At 68.7% G+C, this 17168-nt stretch carries 19 protein-coding genes; 3 read left to right on the forward strand and 16 right to left on the reverse strand.

The annotated features are described in order from the left end of the window. Positions 1–198: 198 nt before the first annotated feature. The 7 genes from ACZ6DT_RS21520 to ACZ6DT_RS21550 form a co-directional block, all read right to left on the reverse strand. Positions 199–1815, reverse strand: a complete 1617-nt coding sequence (locus ACZ6DT_RS21520; protein WP_465597936.1) for a peptide ABC transporter substrate-binding protein — start codon at positions 1813–1815, stop codon at positions 199–201. A gap of 257 nt (positions 1816–2072) precedes the next feature. After that, positions 2073–3026, reverse strand: a complete 954-nt coding sequence (locus tag ACZ6DT_RS21525; RefSeq protein ID WP_465597941.1) for a Ppx/GppA phosphatase family protein — start codon at positions 3024–3026, stop codon at positions 2073–2075. 75 nt (positions 3027–3101) lie between these two features. After that, positions 3102–4304, reverse strand: a complete 1203-nt coding sequence (locus tag ACZ6DT_RS21530) for a lytic transglycosylase domain-containing protein (RefSeq protein WP_465597944.1) — start codon at positions 4302–4304, stop codon at positions 3102–3104. A 182-nt stretch (positions 4305–4486) separates the two neighbouring features. After that, positions 4487–5002: a DUF501 domain-containing protein gene (locus ACZ6DT_RS21535; protein ID WP_465597947.1), complete on the reverse strand. Its 516-nt coding sequence runs from the start codon at positions 5000–5002 to the stop codon at positions 4487–4489. Between the two features lie 88 nt (positions 5003–5090). Further along, entirely contained in the window at positions 5091–5636 is a 546-nt protein-coding gene (locus ACZ6DT_RS21540; RefSeq protein WP_465597950.1) for an FtsB family cell division protein, read from the reverse strand. A 6-nt stretch (positions 5637–5642) separates the two neighbouring features. Then, positions 5643–6929, reverse strand: coding sequence for a phosphopyruvate hydratase (eno, locus tag ACZ6DT_RS21545; RefSeq protein WP_465597953.1), 1287 nt, complete (start codon positions 6927–6929; stop codon positions 5643–5645). 105 nt (positions 6930–7034) lie between these two features. After that, positions 7035–7511: a VOC family protein gene (locus ACZ6DT_RS21550; protein WP_465597956.1), complete on the reverse strand. Its 477-nt coding sequence runs from the start codon at positions 7509–7511 to the stop codon at positions 7035–7037. A gap of 72 nt (positions 7512–7583) precedes the next feature. Here ACZ6DT_RS21550 and ACZ6DT_RS21555 point away from each other — a divergent pair, with 72 nt between their 5' ends. After that, complete coding sequence (locus ACZ6DT_RS21555; RefSeq protein ID WP_125782553.1) at positions 7584–7997, forward strand: tetratricopeptide repeat protein; 414 nt, start codon at positions 7584–7586, stop codon at positions 7995–7997. A gap of 36 nt (positions 7998–8033) precedes the next feature. Here ACZ6DT_RS21555 and ACZ6DT_RS21560 read toward each other — a convergent pair whose 3' ends face one another. Beyond that, entirely contained in the window at positions 8034–8603 is a 570-nt protein-coding gene (locus tag ACZ6DT_RS21560; protein ID WP_465597960.1) for a helix-turn-helix domain-containing protein, read from the reverse strand. A 66-nt stretch (positions 8604–8669) separates the two neighbouring features. Here ACZ6DT_RS21560 and ACZ6DT_RS21565 point away from each other — a divergent pair, with 66 nt between their 5' ends. Beyond that, positions 8670–9578 carry an NAD(P)/FAD-dependent oxidoreductase gene (locus ACZ6DT_RS21565; RefSeq protein WP_465597963.1) on the forward strand — a complete coding sequence of 303 codons (909 nt, stop codon included), beginning with the start codon at positions 8670–8672 and terminating at the stop codon, positions 9576–9578. Here the strand turns inward: ACZ6DT_RS21565 and ACZ6DT_RS21570 are convergent. Next, positions 9551–10258 carry a lysozyme family protein gene (locus ACZ6DT_RS21570; RefSeq protein ID WP_465597966.1) on the reverse strand — a complete coding sequence of 236 codons (708 nt, stop codon included), beginning with the start codon at positions 10256–10258 and terminating at the stop codon, positions 9551–9553. The two genes, ACZ6DT_RS21565 and ACZ6DT_RS21570, sit on opposite strands and share 28 nt — an antisense overlap. A gap of 153 nt (positions 10259–10411) precedes the next feature. Between ACZ6DT_RS21570 and ACZ6DT_RS21575 the strand changes: the two genes are divergently transcribed. Next, positions 10412–10822: a PPOX class F420-dependent oxidoreductase gene (locus ACZ6DT_RS21575; RefSeq protein ID WP_465597969.1), complete on the forward strand. Its 411-nt coding sequence runs from the start codon at positions 10412–10414 to the stop codon at positions 10820–10822. 73 nt (positions 10823–10895) lie between these two features. Here ACZ6DT_RS21575 and ACZ6DT_RS21580 read toward each other — a convergent pair whose 3' ends face one another. From ACZ6DT_RS21580 to ACZ6DT_RS21610, 7 genes are all read right to left on the reverse strand, one after another. After that, on the reverse strand, positions 10896–11456 hold the full coding sequence (locus tag ACZ6DT_RS21580) for a hypothetical protein (protein WP_465597972.1): 561 nt from the start codon (positions 11454–11456) through the stop codon (positions 10896–10898). 8 nt (positions 11457–11464) lie between these two features. Next, positions 11465–12835 (reverse strand): hypothetical protein, encoded by a 1371-nt coding sequence (locus ACZ6DT_RS21585; RefSeq protein WP_465597975.1) that lies wholly within the window; start codon positions 12833–12835, stop codon positions 11465–11467. Then, complete coding sequence (locus ACZ6DT_RS21590; protein ID WP_465597978.1) at positions 12832–13635, reverse strand: ABC transporter ATP-binding protein; 804 nt, start codon at positions 13633–13635, stop codon at positions 12832–12834. The genes ACZ6DT_RS21585 and ACZ6DT_RS21590 overlap by 4 nt, the downstream gene beginning before the upstream one ends. 17 nt (positions 13636–13652) lie before the next feature. Beyond that, positions 13653–14468: a zf-HC2 domain-containing protein gene (locus ACZ6DT_RS21595; RefSeq protein WP_465597981.1), complete on the reverse strand. Its 816-nt coding sequence runs from the start codon at positions 14466–14468 to the stop codon at positions 13653–13655. Next, the gene (locus ACZ6DT_RS21600) at positions 14465–15007 is read right to left on the reverse strand and encodes an RNA polymerase sigma factor (protein WP_465597984.1); all 543 of its coding nucleotides are present in this window, start codon (positions 15005–15007) and stop codon (positions 14465–14467) included. The genes ACZ6DT_RS21595 and ACZ6DT_RS21600 overlap by 4 nt, the downstream gene beginning before the upstream one ends. A 95-nt stretch (positions 15008–15102) precedes the next feature. Continuing rightward, on the reverse strand, positions 15103–16026 hold the full coding sequence (locus ACZ6DT_RS21605; protein ID WP_465597987.1) for a nucleoside triphosphate pyrophosphohydrolase: 924 nt from the start codon (positions 16024–16026) through the stop codon (positions 15103–15105). Continuing rightward, on the reverse strand, positions 16023–17027 hold the full coding sequence (locus ACZ6DT_RS21610; protein WP_465597990.1) for a hypothetical protein: 1005 nt from the start codon (positions 17025–17027) through the stop codon (positions 16023–16025). Before ACZ6DT_RS21610 ends, ACZ6DT_RS21605 begins: the two co-directional genes overlap by 4 nt. Between the last annotated feature and the right edge of the window lie 141 nt (positions 17028–17168).

Raw genomic sequence — 17168 nt, forward strand, 5'->3', positions numbered from 1 at the left:
CTCGTCGCCCTGCACAAGCCTGCAGGTGGGCGCCTAATCATGTCTGCGCGGTCCCGCCCAGCAGCCCGCCACCAGCGCCAATCAGTACAGCGTTGGGGGGGGGGGGGAGGGGGGGGGGGGGGGGGGGGGGGGGGTGGGTGGGGGGGGGGGGGGGGAGGAAACCCCCCCCCCCCCCCCCACGACCACACGACCACGCGATTACTTCGCCGCGACCTCGATGGACGCGTAGTCCGCGAGACGACCGAAGTCGAGCTTCACGGTCTTGAGGCGGTTCGACTTGCCGCCGACACCCTTCTCTTCCCATACGGGGATCTGCGGCAGATCCTTCGCGATCAGGTCCTCGGCCTGCTGGTACAGCTTGATCGCGGCCGCCTTGTCGGCGGTCTGGTCCGCCTGGGTGAGCAGCGCGTCGACGGCCTGGTTGTTGTAGGTCGAGTCGTTCGACGAACCGGTGCTCTTGTAGCGCGGGTTCAGGTAGTTCTCGATCGACGGGTAGTCGGCGGACCAGTCGGAGCGGCCCATACCGGTCAGCTGGCGGTTGTTGACGATGCTGCGCCACTGCCCGAAGTCGGTCGCCGGCACGAAGTCGCACTCGACACCGAGCGCGTTCTTGATGCTGTTGCACGCCGCGACCAGCGGTTCCTTACGGCCACCGTCGGCGTTCGACGCGATGGTCAGCTTGCCGGTGTAGCCGGACTTCGCGAAGAACTCCTTGGCCTTCACCGGATCGAACTTGCAGAACTCGCAGACACCGGGCCGGTAACCCTCGATACCGCGCGAGACGTAACCGTCGGCGGGCGCGTAGGTGTCGTTCATGACGGTCTTGACGATCTGCTCGCGGTCGATGGCCAGCGAGATCGCCTTGCGCAGGTCCAGGTTGTTGTAGCCGGGCACGTAGTACGGGAGCGCGAGCGCGCTGATGCCGAGCAGTTTTCCTTCGATCAGCCGCTCACCGAGGTCGGTCTTGTACTTGCCACCGGCCTTCGCCGCGGGCGGGAGCGCCTCCATGAAGTCGAGGCGGTTGCTCAGCAGATCCTGGTAGGCGGTCTCCTGGCTGGTGTAGATGCGGACTTCCAGGTCCTTGAACTTGACCTTGTCCTCGCCCTGGTACTCGTCGAACCGCGTGAGCTTCATGTTCTGGTTGGGCGTGCGCGAAACGAACTTCAGCGGCCCGTTGCCGATCGGGGCCTTGGCGAACGCCTCCGGGTCGGCGAAGAACTTGTCCGGCAGCGGCGCGAAGGCGAGGTAGCCGATCTTGGTGGCGAACACCGAGAACGGGCCCTTGAGCGTGACCTGGAACTCGTGGTCGTTCACGACCTTGAGCCCGGACATCTCCTTGACGGCGGGCTCTTTGGCGCTGATCTCGTCGTAGCCCTGGATCTGCTCGAAGAACGACGCGTTCTGCATGCCGTTCTTGCCGTTCGCGCTGTAGTTCCACGCTTCGACGAAGTTCTTGGCCTTGACCTCGGTCCCGTCGTGGAACTTCCAGCCCTTTTTGATCTTGATGTCGAAGACCTTCGAATCGGTCGTGGTGATCGATTCGGCCATCAGGTTGTACGGCTCGGCGGTGTCGGCTTTGTAGCCGACCAGCGCCGAGAAGACCGGCTTGAGGGCCTTGGACCCACCGAGCTCGTTGGTGTTGGCGGGAATCAGCGAGTTCTCCGGCTCGGTGCCGTAGACCGAGACCGCCGCGTTGGCGTCCGCGGCGCCGGATCCCTTGTTCTGATCGGACCCACCACCCCCACAGGCCGTCAGCAGCAGGGCCGCCGTGGCCACCACCGCCGTCGCTCCCCAGAACCCGCGTGAAGCCCGCATGTCCCCTCCAACTCTCGTCGTCGGATAGTCCGGCGAGCGCCGGTCGCGCCCTACCGCCCAGAAGGTGAGACGACGCTATGGGACAGGTGAAGCCGATCACAGTGCGTTGGTGTTGCAAATGTGTGACGGTCTTCCGGACCACCCGGTCAGAGCACAACGTTGGTAGGAACAAAGCTGCGCCGAATGGCCCAATCCGGACTGGAGGTCACCACTTGATCACCTAAAGAAATGGCTTCACGTAAAGGAAAACGTGGTCCTCAGGCCAAGGAGAGCGCGATCCCGTCGAGGATGTCGTGCTCGGAGATCACCAGCTCCTCAGGACCACCGCGCGTGGTGAACTGCTCGGCCAGCACCTGCACGATCACCGAGCCACCGCCGATCACATCGACCCGGCCCGGGTGGATCACCGGGTTCGCGGCGCGAGTCGCGTGGTCGGCCGTGAGGAGCGACCGCGCGACACGGTCGATGTCCGCGTGGGAGAGCTTCGAGAGGTGGGTGCGCTCTGAGTCGTACTCCGACAGGCCCTGCGCCACGGCCGTCAAGGTCGTGACCGTCCCGGCGACACCGATCCACGTTTTGGCGGTGGACACGTCCACGACGTCGAAGGCCTCGGTGAGGACCTTGGCGGCCAGCTCGCGGGCTTCGGCGATTTCGGCCGCTGCCGGCGGATCGGACTTCAGCGCGCGTTCGGTGATCCGCACACAGCCGATGTCGACCGACTTGGCCGCGATGACCTCGGCCTTACGCCCGTCCCAGGTCCCGACGACGAGTTCGGTCGAGCCGCCGCCCACGTCGACCACCACGAAGGGGCCGTCGTCGGGATCCTGCTCACCGACAGCGCCGGTGAAGGACAGCCGCGCCTCTTCGTCCCCGCTGATGACTTCGGCCTCGGTGCCGAGCACCTCGCGCGTCATCGCGAAGAACTCGTCGCGGTTGCTCGCGTCACGAGTCGCCGACGTCGCGACCATGCGGACCTTCTCGACACCCTTGCGGCGAGCGGCGATCGTGTAGTCGGCCAGCGCCTTGCGGGTGCGCTCGAGCGCCTCGGGAGCCAGCCTCCCGGTGGCGTCCACCCCCTGGCCGAGGCGGACGATCCGCATCTCGCGGTGCAGGTCGCGCAGGTCGACCGTCCCGTCGTGACGGGGGGTCAGCTCGGCGACGAGCAGGCGGATGGAGTTGGTCCCACAGTCGATCGCGGCAACACGAGGCATGCCCCGGAGATTACAGCGGAGCGAAGCTTCTCCGTTGAGGGTGGTGGCGGGGGCATGGATGGATAGTCACTGCGATCAGGGCGACTTGGTACCGCCGGCGTCCGTCGACGGCACCGTCGTGGTCGTTGTGGTCGTCGTCGGCGAAGTACAGGTTTGTGGCGAAGTCGGAGCCGTGGTCGTCGGGCTGGTGCTCGTGGTCGGTACCGTTTCCGTCACCGTGACCGTCGGGCATTGCGGCGGCTTCGAACTCGACGACGATTTCGACGACGACGACGAACTCGAACTCGAACTGGTCCCCGGCAAGGTGTTCGATGGCGGCGTCACCGAACCGGGTGGCGTCGACGGCACCGGAGGCGGCGGCACCGAGGCGGGCGGCGGAGCGGCACCGGCGTTCGGGGCGCCGATGGGCACCCTGCTGTCCGGCGTCGGCAGCACACCCGTGCGGTAGGCCTCGGCCCAGATCAGCACGGTGTTCACGTAGGTGTCGGAGTGGTTGTAGCGGAAGACGGCCGCGCGCAACTGGTCCGGTTTGGACAGATCGAGCCCGCCGGAGCACAGATACCGGCCCGTGCCCAGCGCCGCGTCGAAGATGTTGTTCGGGTTGGACTCGCCGTCGCCGTTCCCGTCGGAGGCGTAGCCCTTCCACGTCGACGGGATGAACTGCGTCGGGCCGACGGCGCGGTCCCAGACGGTGTCACCGTCGAATTTGCCACCGTCGGTGTCCGGGATGGCCGCGAACGGTCCGGCGCCGTTGAGCTGGGGGCCGAGGATCGGTTCGAGGGTGTTGCCCTTCGCGTCGACATAGCCGCCGCGCGCGTGATTGGACTCGATGCGGCCGATACTCGCGATCAAAGCCCAGTCGATGTGGCAGCCGGGCTGTTCGGCGATGAGGACGTCGGCGGCGTTGCGGTACGCGGCGAGCGCGGTGACCGGGATGCCGAGCGGTCCGTCGGGGAGTTCGTCCGCGGGGAGCGGGAGCGGGGTCGGGGCGTTCGGCAGGCTGCCGTCGACACCGATCTGCTGGACGAGCGGGTTCTTCGGGTCATAGCCGCCGACGAGGGCGACGTCGCCGGTGTGGACCGTGCTCGCCGTCGCGGCCCAGCTGCCGGCACCGACGACCGCGGCACAGGCCGGGACGATGGCGAGGACGCCTCCGATCACCGCGGCGATCGTGCGGTGCCGGAGACAGAGTCTCCGGACGGCTCCAGGTCCGTGTCTCAGACGAGATCCCCTGGATACGGCACCGATCACCGCGCCTGGCACGTGCCTCACGCGCATACCTCAGAACCCTCCCGGCGGATCGCGATCCGGCGATCCGGTACTTGCCCACCCCGTCAACCCCGACCGTGCCCAGCCTGCCGCATACGGTGACCGGTTTCACCCCATAGAGGGGGATCAGTTGGTCGACATCGGGTGAATTAACCCACCTGGAGGTACTATCTGTGCACCAGGGGCCGGTGTTACCCCTGGCAATCACCCGAGGGCCACCCGTTCGTCTTGAGCAGCGCGAGGGTTTCGTCGCCGAACGGGTTCACGCCGGGGCCGACGGCGAGCGTATGTGCCAGGTGTACGTGCAGGCACTTGACGCGTCCGGGCATCCCGCCCGCGCTGACCTCGTGGCCGAGCGGGTCGATGGCGTCGCGTTCGGCGAGGTAGCTCTCATGGGTCCGCTGGTAGACGGCCGCCAGCTCGGGATCCTCCGCGAGCCGGTCGGTCATCTCCTTCATCAGCCCGGATGCCTCGAGCGTACCGACCATCGAAGTCAGCTTCGGGCAGGTCAAGTAGTAGAGCGTGGGGAACGGGGTGCCGTCGTCGAGGCGGGGGCTGGTCTGCACGACCGACGGGTGGCCACTCGGGCAGCGCGCGGCGACGGCGCGCAGCGCACGGGGTGCCCGGCCGAGCTGTTCCGCGATGATCTCGCGGTCGGCGTCGGTCACAGGCTCGAATGAAGACTTTTCCGTGCTGTTCACGCCCATAAGGCTAACGCGCGACCGAAGGACGCTTTCCCCGCATAGGACGTGGTGAAAGCTCCCTTCACCGCATCTCACGCGGCGATGGCCCCCTTCAGCCGCCCGCGACCTGATCCCACAGCTTCTCGTACCAGGAGCCCGCGGGCACCGGCTGCCGGCCTTGCGGCTGCCCCTGTTCGGGAGCCTTGTCCTCGGGGAGTTGAACAATGTACGGCGTCTCGCCGGGCTTCACGAAACCGAACCGCTTCCGCGCCTCCGCCTCGATCTGCGCGGGATCGCTCAGCTCGGCCTTGCGGCCTTCCAGCTGGGTGACGCTCCGTTGCAGTTCGGACTGCAACTGCTCCTGCTCGCTCACCTCGGACTTCTGGCTGAGGTACGTGCGCAGCGGGACGGCGATGGTGAACGCGAGCGCGCACACCACGATCGCCACCACCGCGGCCCGGCGGGTGGTGGACATGCCGAGCACCTTCGCGGCACCCGACGCCCGTTTCGCCGCCAGGCTGCGCCGCAGCCGGGTTCGGGCGTGGACTTCCGTCGTCGTCGTGCGACGGGCACGCTCCGGACGGCGGCCCCTGCTGGAGCCACCGCCGCCCGCGCGCCCGCTACGACGGGTCGTCCGCGCCCTCCCCCGGTCCGCCATGGCTGTTTACCCCTCCGGGCTGAACCGCGGGAACGCGAGATCTCCGGCGTAGCGCGCCGCGTCGGCGAGGGTCTCCTCGATGCGGAGCAGCTGGTTGTACTTGGCGATCCGCTCGCCGCGCGCCGGGGCGCCGGTCTTGATCTGACCGACACCGGTCGCGACGGCCAGGTCGGCGATGAAGGTGTCCTCGGTCTCACCGGAGCGGTGGCTCATCATCGACTTGTAGCCGTACGAGGTGGCCAGCGAGATCGCGTCGAGGGTCTCCGACAGCGTGCCGATCTGGTTGACCTTCACCAGCAGCGCGTTGGCGGCGCGGCGGGTGATGCCCTCTTCGAGGCGGTCCGGGTTGGTGACGAACAGGTCGTCGCCGACCAGCTGGACCTTCTCGCCGATCTCGGTGGTCAGCTGGACCCAGCCGTCCCAGTCGTCCTCGCTCAGCGGGTCCTCGATGGACACGAGCGGGTAGTCGCGGACGAGTTCGCCGTAGTAGGCGGACATCTGCTCGGCGCTCTTCTTCGCGCCTTCGAAGGTGTACGCGCCGTCGGAGAAGAACTCCGTCGCGGCGACGTCGAGCGCGAGCGCGATGTCACGGCCCGGGGCGTACCCGGCCTTCTCGATCGCCTGAAGGATCAGGTCGAGCGCCTCGCGGTTGTTCTTCAAGCTGGGCGCGAAGCCGCCTTCGTCGCCAAGGCCGGTGGCCAGGCCGCGACCCTTCAGGACCGACTTCAGCGAGTGGTAGACCTCGGTACCCCAGCGCAGGGCCTCGCGGAACGACTCGGCGCCGATCGGCGCGATCATGAATTCCTGGATGTCGACATCGGTGTCGGCGTGCGCGCCACCGTTGAGGATGTTCAGCATCGGCACCGGCAGCACATGCGCGTTCGGCCCGCCGAGGTAGCGGAACAGCTCCAGCTCGGCCGACTCGGCGGCGGCCTTCGCGACGGCGAGCGAAACGCCGAGGATGGCGTTCGCGCCGAGGCGGGACTTCGCCGGCGTGCCGTCGAGGTCGACCAGCTTCTGGTCGACGATGCGCTGGTCGACGGCGTCGGTGCCGACCAGGTCCGGGCCGATCTCGTCCAGGACGGCCGCGACCGCGCGCTCGACACCCTTGCCGTTGTACCGGCCGGTGTCGCCGTCACGCAGCTCGACGGCTTCGTGTTCGCCGGTGGACGCACCCGAGGGGACCGCGGCCCGCGCCAGCGTGCCGTCGTCGAGAGCCACCTCCACTTCGACCGTCGGGTTGCCTCGCGAGTCCAGAATCTCGCGAGCGCCTACCTGCTCGATGAGCGCCACGCCATGCTCCTCATGTGGGTTGTGCCTGCGGTGACCGGGCCCAGCCTAGCCGTCGGCCTCGTTCACCCGTTGGAGGCACGCGCCACAAAGCGTGCCGACCCGTACCTAAGAGTCGGCTGGTTCACCTGCGCGAACTTCCCGCCAGCCCGACGGAAGCTCGACGGTGTCGGAGAACTGCTGCCAGAAAGTCCAGCTGTTGCCGCCGATGTCGGAGACGGTGAACACGCGGGCGCCGTAGGGCTGATCCTGGGGCGCGTCGATGTCGGCGTCTTCGCCCAGCGCGGCGCGGACCCGCTCGTACTGCGCGTCGGCGTCGGAGACGTAGACGATGTTCAGCTGCCCGACCGGACCGTCGACACCCTTCGCCTGCCAGTACTCAGGGCCGACCCCGGCCAGCTGGATCTTGGCCGGACCGGCGCACAACGTGGCCTGGAACACCTCTCCGGAGGCGTCGGCGAAGCGCACTTCCTCGGTGAACCCGAACACTCTGACCAGCCACGCGACCGCCTCGGTCGCGTCGGCGTAGTAAAGGTACGGCGCGAGCCCGAGATAACCGGGCTCGCATTCTTCGGCACTGCTCATGGCAGGACAGTCCACCATGACCGTTTCAGCTCCTCGTGAACGACCCTGCCCAGGCGTATCGTGGAGCGGACCATGATGGATGCCGAACCCGCCCCAGAACCCGGTCAGGACCCGTCCGGCGAGTCGCGGTTCCGTGCCTTCCGCCAGGCGGAGGCGCTGGTCGAAAGCCGCAGGCCGCTCGACGCCCTCAAAGCCCTCGAACCCTTGCTCGAAGAGGAAACAGACAAGCCGAGTGTCCAGTTGCTGGCAGGCCGCGCGTATTTCCACTCCGCACAGTTGCGCCGGGCGGAACGCGCCTTCACCCGGGTGCTGGAACTGGACCCCACCGATCATTACGCCCGGTTCGTGCTCGGGCGGACCCTCCAGCGCCTCGGCCGGCTGACCGAGGCGCTCGCGCAGATGCGGATCGCGTCGGCGATGCATCCGATCCCGGAGTACCTGGAAGCGATCAGCGAGGTCAGTGCGCGGATCGCGTTACGCGACTGACCTCCTCGCCGCCGCGGGAGCAAGGGACCTTTGCTCTCATTTGGACCTGGCCCGCAGGTGGGCGCGCTCGCCCTGCTTGCCGAACAGCACCAGCAGCTCCACCGGTCCCGGCCCCGCGCTCCCGAACCAGTGCGGCACCCGCGTGTCGAACTCCGCGGCCTCGCCGGGCCCCATCGTGAAGTCACGGTCGCCGAGCAGCGCCCGCAACCGTCCACTGAGGACGTACATCCACTCGTAACCCTCGTGCGTCCGTTGCACCGGTTCGATGTCCTCGACCGGGATCAGCAGTTTGAACGCCTGCGGCTGGCCCGGCTGCGCGGTCAGCGACCAGGCGGTGAACCTGCCGAACTTCTGCGCCTTCATCCGCACCCGGGGGTCGGCCGGTTCGGGTTCGCCGACCAGTTCGTCGAGCGGGACCTGGTGCGCCGCCGACAACGTGAGCAACAGCTCCAGCGTGGCCTTCCGGGTGCCCGATTCGAGCCGCGAGAGCGTACTGGCGGAGATCCCCGTCGCCTCCGAGAGCGCGGAAAGGGTGGTGCCGCGTTCCTTGCGAAGCTGCTTGAGCTTCGGGCCGACTTCGGCGAGCCGCCGTTCGATGTCCTCCATGCCACCAGTTTGCCAAATCGGCAATGAACTTTGCCAACCTTCGAAGGAATCCGGAGGCTCGACGGTATGAACAACGAATTCGACGTGGTGATCATCGGTGGTGGCGTCGCGGGCCTCAGCGCGGCGCTGGTCCTGGGCAGGGCGCGGCGCAAGGTCGTCGTGATCGACGGTGGCACCCCGCGCAACGCGCCCGCCGCGCATGCGCACGGTTTCCTGACCAGGGACGGCATTCCACCCAAAGAACTACTGGAGAAAGGCCGCGACGAGGTCCGCGGCTACGGCGTCGAGATCGTCGAGGACGTCGTCCACCGGCTGCGGCACGACAAGGCGGTGGAACTGGCGAGCGGCCGGGTCATCAGCGGTCGCCGCATCGTGGTGACCACCGGGCTGGCCGACGAACTGCCGGACGTCCCCGGCGTCGCGGAGCGTTTCGGCGCCGACGTGCTGCACTGCCCGTACTGCCACGGCTGGGAAGTGCGCGATCAGCGCTTCGGCGTGCTCGCGACCTCCGAGAAAGCGGTCCACCAGGCGCTGATCGTCTGGCAGTGGAGCAAGGACTTGACCTTCTTCACGCACACACAGCAGATCTCCGCCGAGGACCGAGCGAAGCTGACCGGGCTGGGTGTCCGGATCGTCGACGGGAAGGTGTCCGAGCTCGCCGTCGAGAACGACCGGCTGACCGGTGTCCGGCTCGTCGACGGCGAGTTCGTCGAACGCGATGTCGTGTTCGTCGGCCCGAAGTTCGTCCCGCACGACCGGCTTCTCGCCCAGATCGGCTGCGCGCGCACCGAAAGCGGCTCGATCGCGGTGGACGCGCAGGGCCGCACGAACGTGGACGGTGTCTGGGCGGCGGGGAACGTCGTCGATCCGATGGCGCAGCTGGTCGTCGCGGCCGGCGACGCCTACCGGATGGCGTCGGCGCTCAACTTCGATCTGGTGCTCGAGGATCAGGGCGCGACGCTGGCGTCCGCGTAGGCGTCGGCCGCGCTGAAGACTTCCTGGGTGTAGGGCACGGCGGGGTTGAACATCCGCATCGACTTCCACCAGCCCTCCGGGGTGGCGACGTCGTCGCCTGCCGCGCACAGGTAGCGGGAGGTGGTGAAGGCGGCGTCGTCGAGATCCTTCGGGTCCGGCTGCTTGCCGTCGCTCCTGGCCCGGGCGGCGTGTTTGGCCCAGACGTCGGGCGGGAGCGTGATCGGGCCGGGCCTGCCCTGCGCCGCCTCGACGTGGGAGATGCCCGCGAGGGTCGCCCACGAGAGGTGACAACCCGGCTTCTGCCGCCGAAGCCACATCTCGGCGCGGCCATAAGCGGAAAGATCGGTTTCGGACAGCCGGGTCTTCGCGGCCACCCGTTTCGCCCAGGTCTCGAGTTCGGCCGCGTCGGAAATCGTGGGCCGGTCGGGCGGCGGGGCGAGCCCGGCGCGCGGCGTCGCCACTCCCGGCTGCGGTTTCTGGTCGGGGACCGCGAGCGCGGGCTGGGGCCGCGCCGGCGGGGGCGGTTCCTCCCCACCCGGCCGGTTCACCCCGACGGTCATGATCAGCACCACGCCCGTGAGCACGAGCCCGCCCGCGAAAGCGAGCCTGGGTACGTACGGCGGCAGAGGGCGCTCTGGGTACTCCGGGACGTCGGTGCTCGACTGAGTGGTTTCGGCCACCCGGTCAGGTTACTTCGCCACACTGCCGGGCGAAGACCCATTCGGCTTACGAAGCCGACTGACGGTGGAGCGGACCGGCGATTCCGGCTCTCGCGATAAGCACCGAAACCGCACACTTGACCTCCAGTTACGTGGAGGTCGCAGACTAAAGCCATGTTCAGTGAAGCGGAACTCGACTACCTCGCCACCCAGGGACTCGGACGGCTCGCGACGGCGCAACCGGACGGCACGCTGCAGATCAGCCCGGTCGGATACACCTACAACACCGAGACCCGCACGATCGACATCACCGGCTACGAACTGGCGAAGAGCAAGAAGTTCCGGAACGTGGCCGCCAACGGGCAGGCCGCGTTCGTGGTGGACGACATGCCGTCGCAGGATCCGCCGAGGATCCGCTGCCTCGAAATCCGCGGCCGGGCCGAGGCGCTGACCGGTGCCAATACCCCCGATGGCCATCTCGACGGCGCGGTGATCCGGCTCCACCCCTCACGGATCATCAGCCTCGGCGTCGACGACCCGGATCACGACCCGCTCGATCTCGTCCCGCACAACCGAAACGTCTGACCGGGGACGTCGTGAAAGGGTCGTTCCTGCCGAATTTCGGCGGGAACGACCCTTTCATGACACTTCGGCGAAGTCAGCGACGGGCACCGTAGACCGCGTAGACACCGAAGCCCGCAACGGCGAACACCACGGCGGTCCACAGGGCGGTCGCCACGTCGGCGGGTTGGAACAGCCAGGTCGCCACCAGGTTCACGGTGTCCGTACCCGACGACGCCATCATGACCACGAAGGCGACCACGAGCGCGAACAGCGGCAACGTCCACCCGAAGGCCCCGCCGAACAGCGCCGCGGCGATCCCGGCGAGACCGAGCAAGCCGGCCGCGTTCCGCAGGATGATCTCCACCGGCACCCGCTCCGCCTCCCACAGCCGTGGCAGGAGCACGGCTCCGGCGCCGAGACCGCCGATCAGCAGCAGATGCAGGCCGCGACGAGGAATCCACCGGATCGCGGCGGTCCGGTCGAGATCGACGTCCTGCCCGCTCAGTCCGGTGGCCAGTACCGCGACCGCCACCGCGAGCGCCAGGGAAACCGGGATCTCCGACCAGCGGTCCCGTGCCAGGAACCACAGCACGGCCATGCTCACCACCAGCGCCGCGAACGACGCGGGCATGGCACGCGAGCGCGCGTACAGCACCGCCCACCTCATCGGGCGCCGCCGAGGAGGACGTCGAGCTGGTTGCCCTGGCAGGTCAGGCCCGCCTGCCGCTGCGCGATGATCCGCGTGCGCTGCACGTCGGGCGGCAAGGCATGGAAGGTCTCCCAATCGCGGAGGACCTCGTTCTTCTTCTCTTCGCTCAGCCAGGAACCCTCGAGCATCTTCCACTCACCGAGGAACCAGCTCGACGTGATCGACCGCGCGGTGAGTTCGTCCAAGAAGGCCCTGTCGCCGTAGATGGTGTAACACGTCGGCGTCCCGGCGCCGGCGACCAGTGCCCGCGTCATGTCGTCCGAATTCTTCATCGAGCGGAAGGACCAATTCAGCAAGTCGACCAAGACGGTGTCCGCGGCACGCGGCGGCACCTCGTCGGAGCCCACCCGCCGGTTCAAGGCCGTGACCCTGACCGGTGCGTCCGGCAGTGTTCCCAAGAGCCGTAACGCTTCTTTGCCAGGCCCGGCGACACGGGCGAGGTCGGGTTCGAGCAGGCGGGGAACACAGACCGGGCCGTCACAGACCATCGCCGTCGCGCGCGGGTCGACGGTCATGGCCTCGGCGTAGGTCGCGGGCAGGATGGGCATCGCGATCGCGACCGCCACCAGCGCGGGGACGACGGAGAGTGCCTTCGTCCGCTTGGACCGAGCCGCCAGCAGAAGGAATCCGGTCGCGGCCAGCCCGGCGAGCCAGACCCCCTGGCCGAGATCCACCCTGCTCGCGGTGGTGGTGAACGGATCATTGGTGACGCCCATCGCCGGAGAGAGCGAAGAGACCCGGGCCGGAACAGCACCCGCGAGCACGCTGCCCTGTGCTCCGGCGAGCTGCAGCACGAGCACGGTCACGAGAGCGGCCACGGCCACCACGGGCGCGGTCAGCGGATGCGGCAGCAACCGGCCGATCCCCAACCCGATCCAGGCCCCCGCGAGCATCGCGAGCAGGCCGACCACGACGATCGGCAGCCAGCCGAAGGTGAAGAACGCGCCGCTGAAGATCATTTGCACGGCACCGACGGCGAAGATCAGCAGATAGCCCAGCGCCAGCAGGCCACCCAGCGCGCCGGCGAGTTTCGCGGCGCGGTGCCAGCCTGGCCGCGGCATCGTGGTGAGGAGTTCGGCCATCCCGGACCGGCTGTCCCGCATGCCTTGGATGACCCCGGCGCCGATCGCGATCGGCCACAGGAAGGCCAGCAGGAACCGGCTCCACTCCGCGGCGGGCACCCAGTTCTCGTCCCAGGCGAGCGGCGCCTTCGACCACGGACCGCTGAACGAATACAGAAACCCGAACGCGACGACGAGAACGGCGAGCATCGCCCAGGGGGCGATGGAACGGCGGAGTTCGGTCCGCAGGATACGGATGTTCACCAGTTCCCCCTCCCCGGCTCGTGCCCCAGCAGCGCCGAGTAGCCACGTTCGATCGGGCTGTCGCCGACGTGCTCCTCGCTCCCGGCCGCGGCCAGCTCGTCCGGCGTCCCCTGGAAGACGAGCTTCCCGTTTTCGAACAGGACGACGTCGGTGCAGGCCGTCGCGACGTCCTCGACGAGATGCGTCGAGACGACCACGCAGGCGTCGCGGCCGATTTCCTGAAGAAGGTCACGGAACCGCACGCGCTGCGCCGGGTCGAGTCCGGCGGTCGGCTCGTCCAGCAGGAGGATGTCCGGATCGTTCACGATCGCCTGAGCGATCCCGACCCGCCGCACCATGCCGCCGGACAGCGTCTTCATCCGGTCGTCGGCGCGATCGGCGAGACCGACCCGTTCGATCGACCGCTGCACCGCTCCCGGGATGTCCTCTTTCGCCATTTCCTTCAGCCACGCGATGTACTCGACGAACTCGCGGACGGTGAATCGCTTGTAGAAACCGAAATTCTGCGGCAGATAACCGAGACGGCGGCGCAGGCGGCGCTGGTCGGTGAGTCCCCCGACGGATTCACCGAGCAGCGCCAGCCCGCCCTCCGCCGGCCGGAGCACCGTCGCCAGTGCGCGGATCAGCGTGGTCTTCCCCGCCCCGTTCGGGCCGAGCAGACCGTGCACCCCCGTGCCGAGTTCCAGGTCGAGCCCGTTCACGGCGAACTTGCGTTTGCCGACGCGGACCTTCAGTCCCTCCGCCTTGATCTGCCACGCGTAGGTCGTCGGTGCGACCTCCGCGGCCCCGACAGCACGCATCATGTTCTCCCCTTCGTTCATCGTTCGGATCCGGTGAGCAGGCCGAAGACGCTCCGCCGGAGCACCACCACGACCGCGGTCAGCGCGAAGATCGCGCCCCACACCGGGAGCAGCCGGGGTTCGAGCGCGGTGGCGCGCCCTTGCGAAGCCACCGCGGGTGCCAAGATCACCGCCACCCAGATCCCGGCCAGGACGTAAGCCGCCCGCACCACCCCGATCACACCGCCGAGCGCGAGCGTCCCGGTGGTGAAGGCCAGGCTCGGCAGGAGCCCGAGCCCGAATCCGCCGCCGCCGAGCCAGCCCGAGAAGGCCTGTATCGGCAACACGACGGCGAGGACCGCCGTCGTCCGGCGCAGCAGCAGGTACAGCCCGGCCCTCGGCGTGGAAGTGACGAGTTCGTAGGCGGGATCGAGCCCCTTTGACCACGACACCGCGACCCCGAGCACCGGCAGCAGCGGTGAGAAGAGCTGGACAAAGGAGTAGTTCTCGCTCGCGGTCCACCCTGCCCAGTCCAGTACGAAGCCGAGTGCCGGGATCAGCACGATCATCACCAGCCACGGCAGCATCACCGGCGTCACCCAGGTGTGCAGCCGCCTAGTCCACCGTTTTCGCATCGGCCCGGGCCCCACTTCGGCGAGTTTCGGGCCCAATCCGGCCCAGACGTCGTCCACCAGCACCGACACCGCCGGCAGGCCGATCGCGGACAACCTCCCCCGGCATTCCGCACAGGATTCGAGATGGGCTTCGACAGCCCACGCCTCGTCGCCCGCCAAGCCGTCGTCCCCGCGGACGTACGCGGCGAGCAACTGTCCGGACACGTGTTCCCTGTTCACGACAGCGCCTCCCGCATCGCGATCCGAGCCCGCCTGGCGCGGGTTTTGACGGTTCCTTCCGGCAGGCCGAGCAGGACCGCGGTCTCGCGGACGGTCAGCCCGTCGAGCACCATGGCCTGCAAAACCTGGCGTAGTTCGGGAGCGAGCCGGCGCAGCGCGTCGCCGACGTGGTCGCCGACCGCACCGGCCAGCGCCTCGTCCTCGGCGGCGGGCGTGACGGCCGCTTCGGCGACCGGCAGCGGCTGCGCGTATTTCGCCCGGCGGCGGAAGGCGTCGACCAGCCGCCGCGCGGCGATCGTCCACAGCCAGCCGACGGCGCTCCCGCCGACGGCGGAACCGGCGAACGCCCCCGCCGCGCGCCAGACCGCGAGGTAGGTCTCCTGCATCACCTCGGCGACGATCTGCTCGTCGGCGCAGCGACGGCGCAGGCGCACGGCCAGCCACGGCGACGTGCGGCGGTAGAACTCCTCGAACGCCGCGCGGTCACCTTTGGCCGTGCGGCGGACGAGCTGCTCTTCGTCCGGTTCCGTTCCTTTCACACCCGGCAAGACGCGGAGACCGCCGAAACGGTTCTCACTCGATTGTGTTCCGCGTCACAACGGCTCCGGCCTACGCGAACCGGTCGGCCCAGCTGTCAGGAAGTCGGCCAGAACTCGCGCCAGCCGTCGGCCTCCAGCGTCGTCGGTTCCAGACCGGCGTCGCGCGCCGCCTGTTCGGCATCGCGGATGTCGCGCGCGAACCGCTTGGCCACGGCACGGAGCTCGCCTTCGGGATCGACTCCCGCCCGGCGCGCGATCGCGGCCACCCGGAACAACTGGGCCGCCGCTTCGGAACCTTCGGGGAACAGGTCGAGCGGGATCCCGGCACGGCCGCTGCGCTGGCCGAGCTTCCCGGCGAGCGCCACGGCGGGCTGGCCGAGCGCGACGCCGTCCACAATGGACTGGCGACTCTTCTCGGCCTGTTTCAGTTCTTCCCACTTGAGGTTCTGGTCGCTGACGGTCTCGACCGGGGGAGCGTCGGCGAAGACGTGCGGATGACGGCCGACGAGTTTCGCGACCAGCTCGGACGCGACGTCGTCGATCCCGAACGGATCATCCGCGTCTTCGACGGCCACGCGCGCGTGGAACAGCACCTGGAGCAGGACGTCGCCGAGTTCCTCGCGCAGGGCGGCCCGGTCGCCCTCTTCGATCGCGTCGAGCAGCTCGTAGGTCTCCTCGACCAGGTACTGCCGCAGCGACTCATGCGTCTGGACGGCGTCCCACGGGCATCCGCCCGGCGAGCGCAGGCGGTCCATCACTTCGGCGGCCTCGACCAGCGGCGGAACGGGCGCTTCGACCACCCGCGCACCGGCCCGGATCAGCGCCGCGGCCTTGGGTTCCCTTCGCGAACCGGCGATGAGCACGAGGTCGAGCACCTGCGTGTCACCGAGCGCCGGCACCCCGAAGACGTCGGGATCGACATCGGAAGCCGCGTACACGGCACCACTGCTCCGCAAGATCGGGAGTGCCGCGGCGGGCAGCGTCGCCCCGCGGACGAGCACGACGACGGCAGCGGTCACGGGTTTTGCGGGGCGGCACCGTGCACAGGCAGCACGATGCCCTTCTTCGAAGCATCGTTGGGCGCGAGGTCCATGCCGACAACATCCCATACGCCGTAGCGCGGGTTCACCTTGAGCTCGACCTGGTCGAGGTACGACTGGAGGAGACGGACACCGACCTTCGTCAGCTGCTGAGCGCTGGGCTGCGCGGCTTGATCCGAAGCGACCGGCTTGTCGGCGGTCCGCTCACGCATCACGACGATGACCCACAGCGGCTGCTGCGGTGTCGGCTTGAACGCGGCGACGGTGTTGGGCTCGAGACCGAAGAGGACGGTGGCCGCGGTCGCGGGCGACTGCATCGCCGGCAGTTTCTGTCCGGTGCCCGCCTGCATACCGGGCGTCTGCTCGTCCTGCGCGATCAGTTCGGCGGCCGCGTTCGGCGAGGCCGCGAAGCGGCGGGCCTTCTCGATCGCCTGCTCGCGCAACTGGTCCGCGTCGGAACCGGTGGCGTCGGTCGAGGAGACCGAGCTGAAGTCGAACGTGACGCTGAGCTTGTCCAGGTACTTCATCGCGAGCTGGGTCTGGATCGCCGCGTCGACCAGGGATTCACGGTGGTCCCGCACCCTCGCCACGAGCTGCTGGACGCTGAGCTCGGGGTCGTCCTGGGGGTTGGCCTCCATCGGCTTCGCCAGCGGATCGTTCTGCAACGCGTTCACCACGAGGGACTCGTCGACCCCGATGCCTTCCCGCTGAGCGGCACGCTCGGTGAGGTCGTGCAGGATCTCCTGGCGGACGATCTCGCGGCCGACGAGGTCGAGTTTGTGCTCCTTGGCGAGCTGCTGCCCGTACGGGTGCTCACGCACGGCCTTGTCGATCAGCTCCTGTACGCGATCCACCGAAACGGTCTTGCCGCCGACGACCACCGCCGTACCGACCTGCCCGGGTCCGGCGTTGCATCCGGCGAGAAGGAGAGAACCGGCGAGAACCCCGACCAGCGCGCGACGGCGCCCCATGATCCGCATCACAGCGCCTACCCTCTCATACCGCTTCGGACGGGGAAACCAGTCGTGGGGGGGGGGGGGGGGTTTTCCCCCCAACCCCCCCCCCCCCCCCACCCCCCCCACCAACCCCCCCCCCCCCCCCCCCCCCCCCCCCCACCCCCC

This window comes from Amycolatopsis sp. NPDC041971, assembly GCF_055588925.1.

Bases quoted from the DNA above. Each gene is read 5' to 3' on its own strand.
- ACZ6DT_RS21520 (WP_465597936.1), bottom strand. From the start codon at position 1,815: ATGCGGGCTTCACGCGGGTTCTGGGGAGCGACGGCGGTGGTGGCCACG.
- ACZ6DT_RS21525 (WP_465597941.1), bottom strand. From the start codon at position 3,026: ATGCCTCGTGTTGCCGCGATCGACTGTGGGACCAACTCCATCCGCCTG.
- ACZ6DT_RS21530 (WP_465597944.1), bottom strand. From the start codon at position 4,304: ATGCGCGTGAGGCACGTGCCAGGCGCGGTGATCGGTGCCGTATCCAGG.
- ACZ6DT_RS21535 (WP_465597947.1), bottom strand. From the start codon at position 5,002: ATGGGCGTGAACAGCACGGAAAAGTCTTCATTCGAGCCTGTGACCGAC.
- ACZ6DT_RS21540 (WP_465597950.1), bottom strand. From the start codon at position 5,636: ATGGCGGACCGGGGGAGGGCGCGGACGACCCGTCGTAGCGGGCGCGCG.
- ACZ6DT_RS21550 (WP_465597956.1), bottom strand. From the start codon at position 7,511: ATGAGCAGTGCCGAAGAATGCGAGCCCGGTTATCTCGGGCTCGCGCCG.
- ACZ6DT_RS21555 (WP_125782553.1), top strand. From the start codon at position 7,584: ATGATGGATGCCGAACCCGCCCCAGAACCCGGTCAGGACCCGTCCGGC.
- ACZ6DT_RS21560 (WP_465597960.1), bottom strand. From the start codon at position 8,603: ATGGAGGACATCGAACGGCGGCTCGCCGAAGTCGGCCCGAAGCTCAAG.
- ACZ6DT_RS21565 (WP_465597963.1), top strand. From the start codon at position 8,670: ATGAACAACGAATTCGACGTGGTGATCATCGGTGGTGGCGTCGCGGGC.
- ACZ6DT_RS21575 (WP_465597969.1), top strand. From the start codon at position 10,412: ATGTTCAGTGAAGCGGAACTCGACTACCTCGCCACCCAGGGACTCGGA.
- ACZ6DT_RS21590 (WP_465597978.1), bottom strand. From the start codon at position 13,635: ATGCGTGCTGTCGGGGCCGCGGAGGTCGCACCGACGACCTACGCGTGG.
- ACZ6DT_RS21610 (WP_465597990.1), bottom strand. From the start codon at position 17,027: ATGCGGATCATGGGGCGCCGTCGCGCGCTGGTCGGGGTTCTCGCCGGT.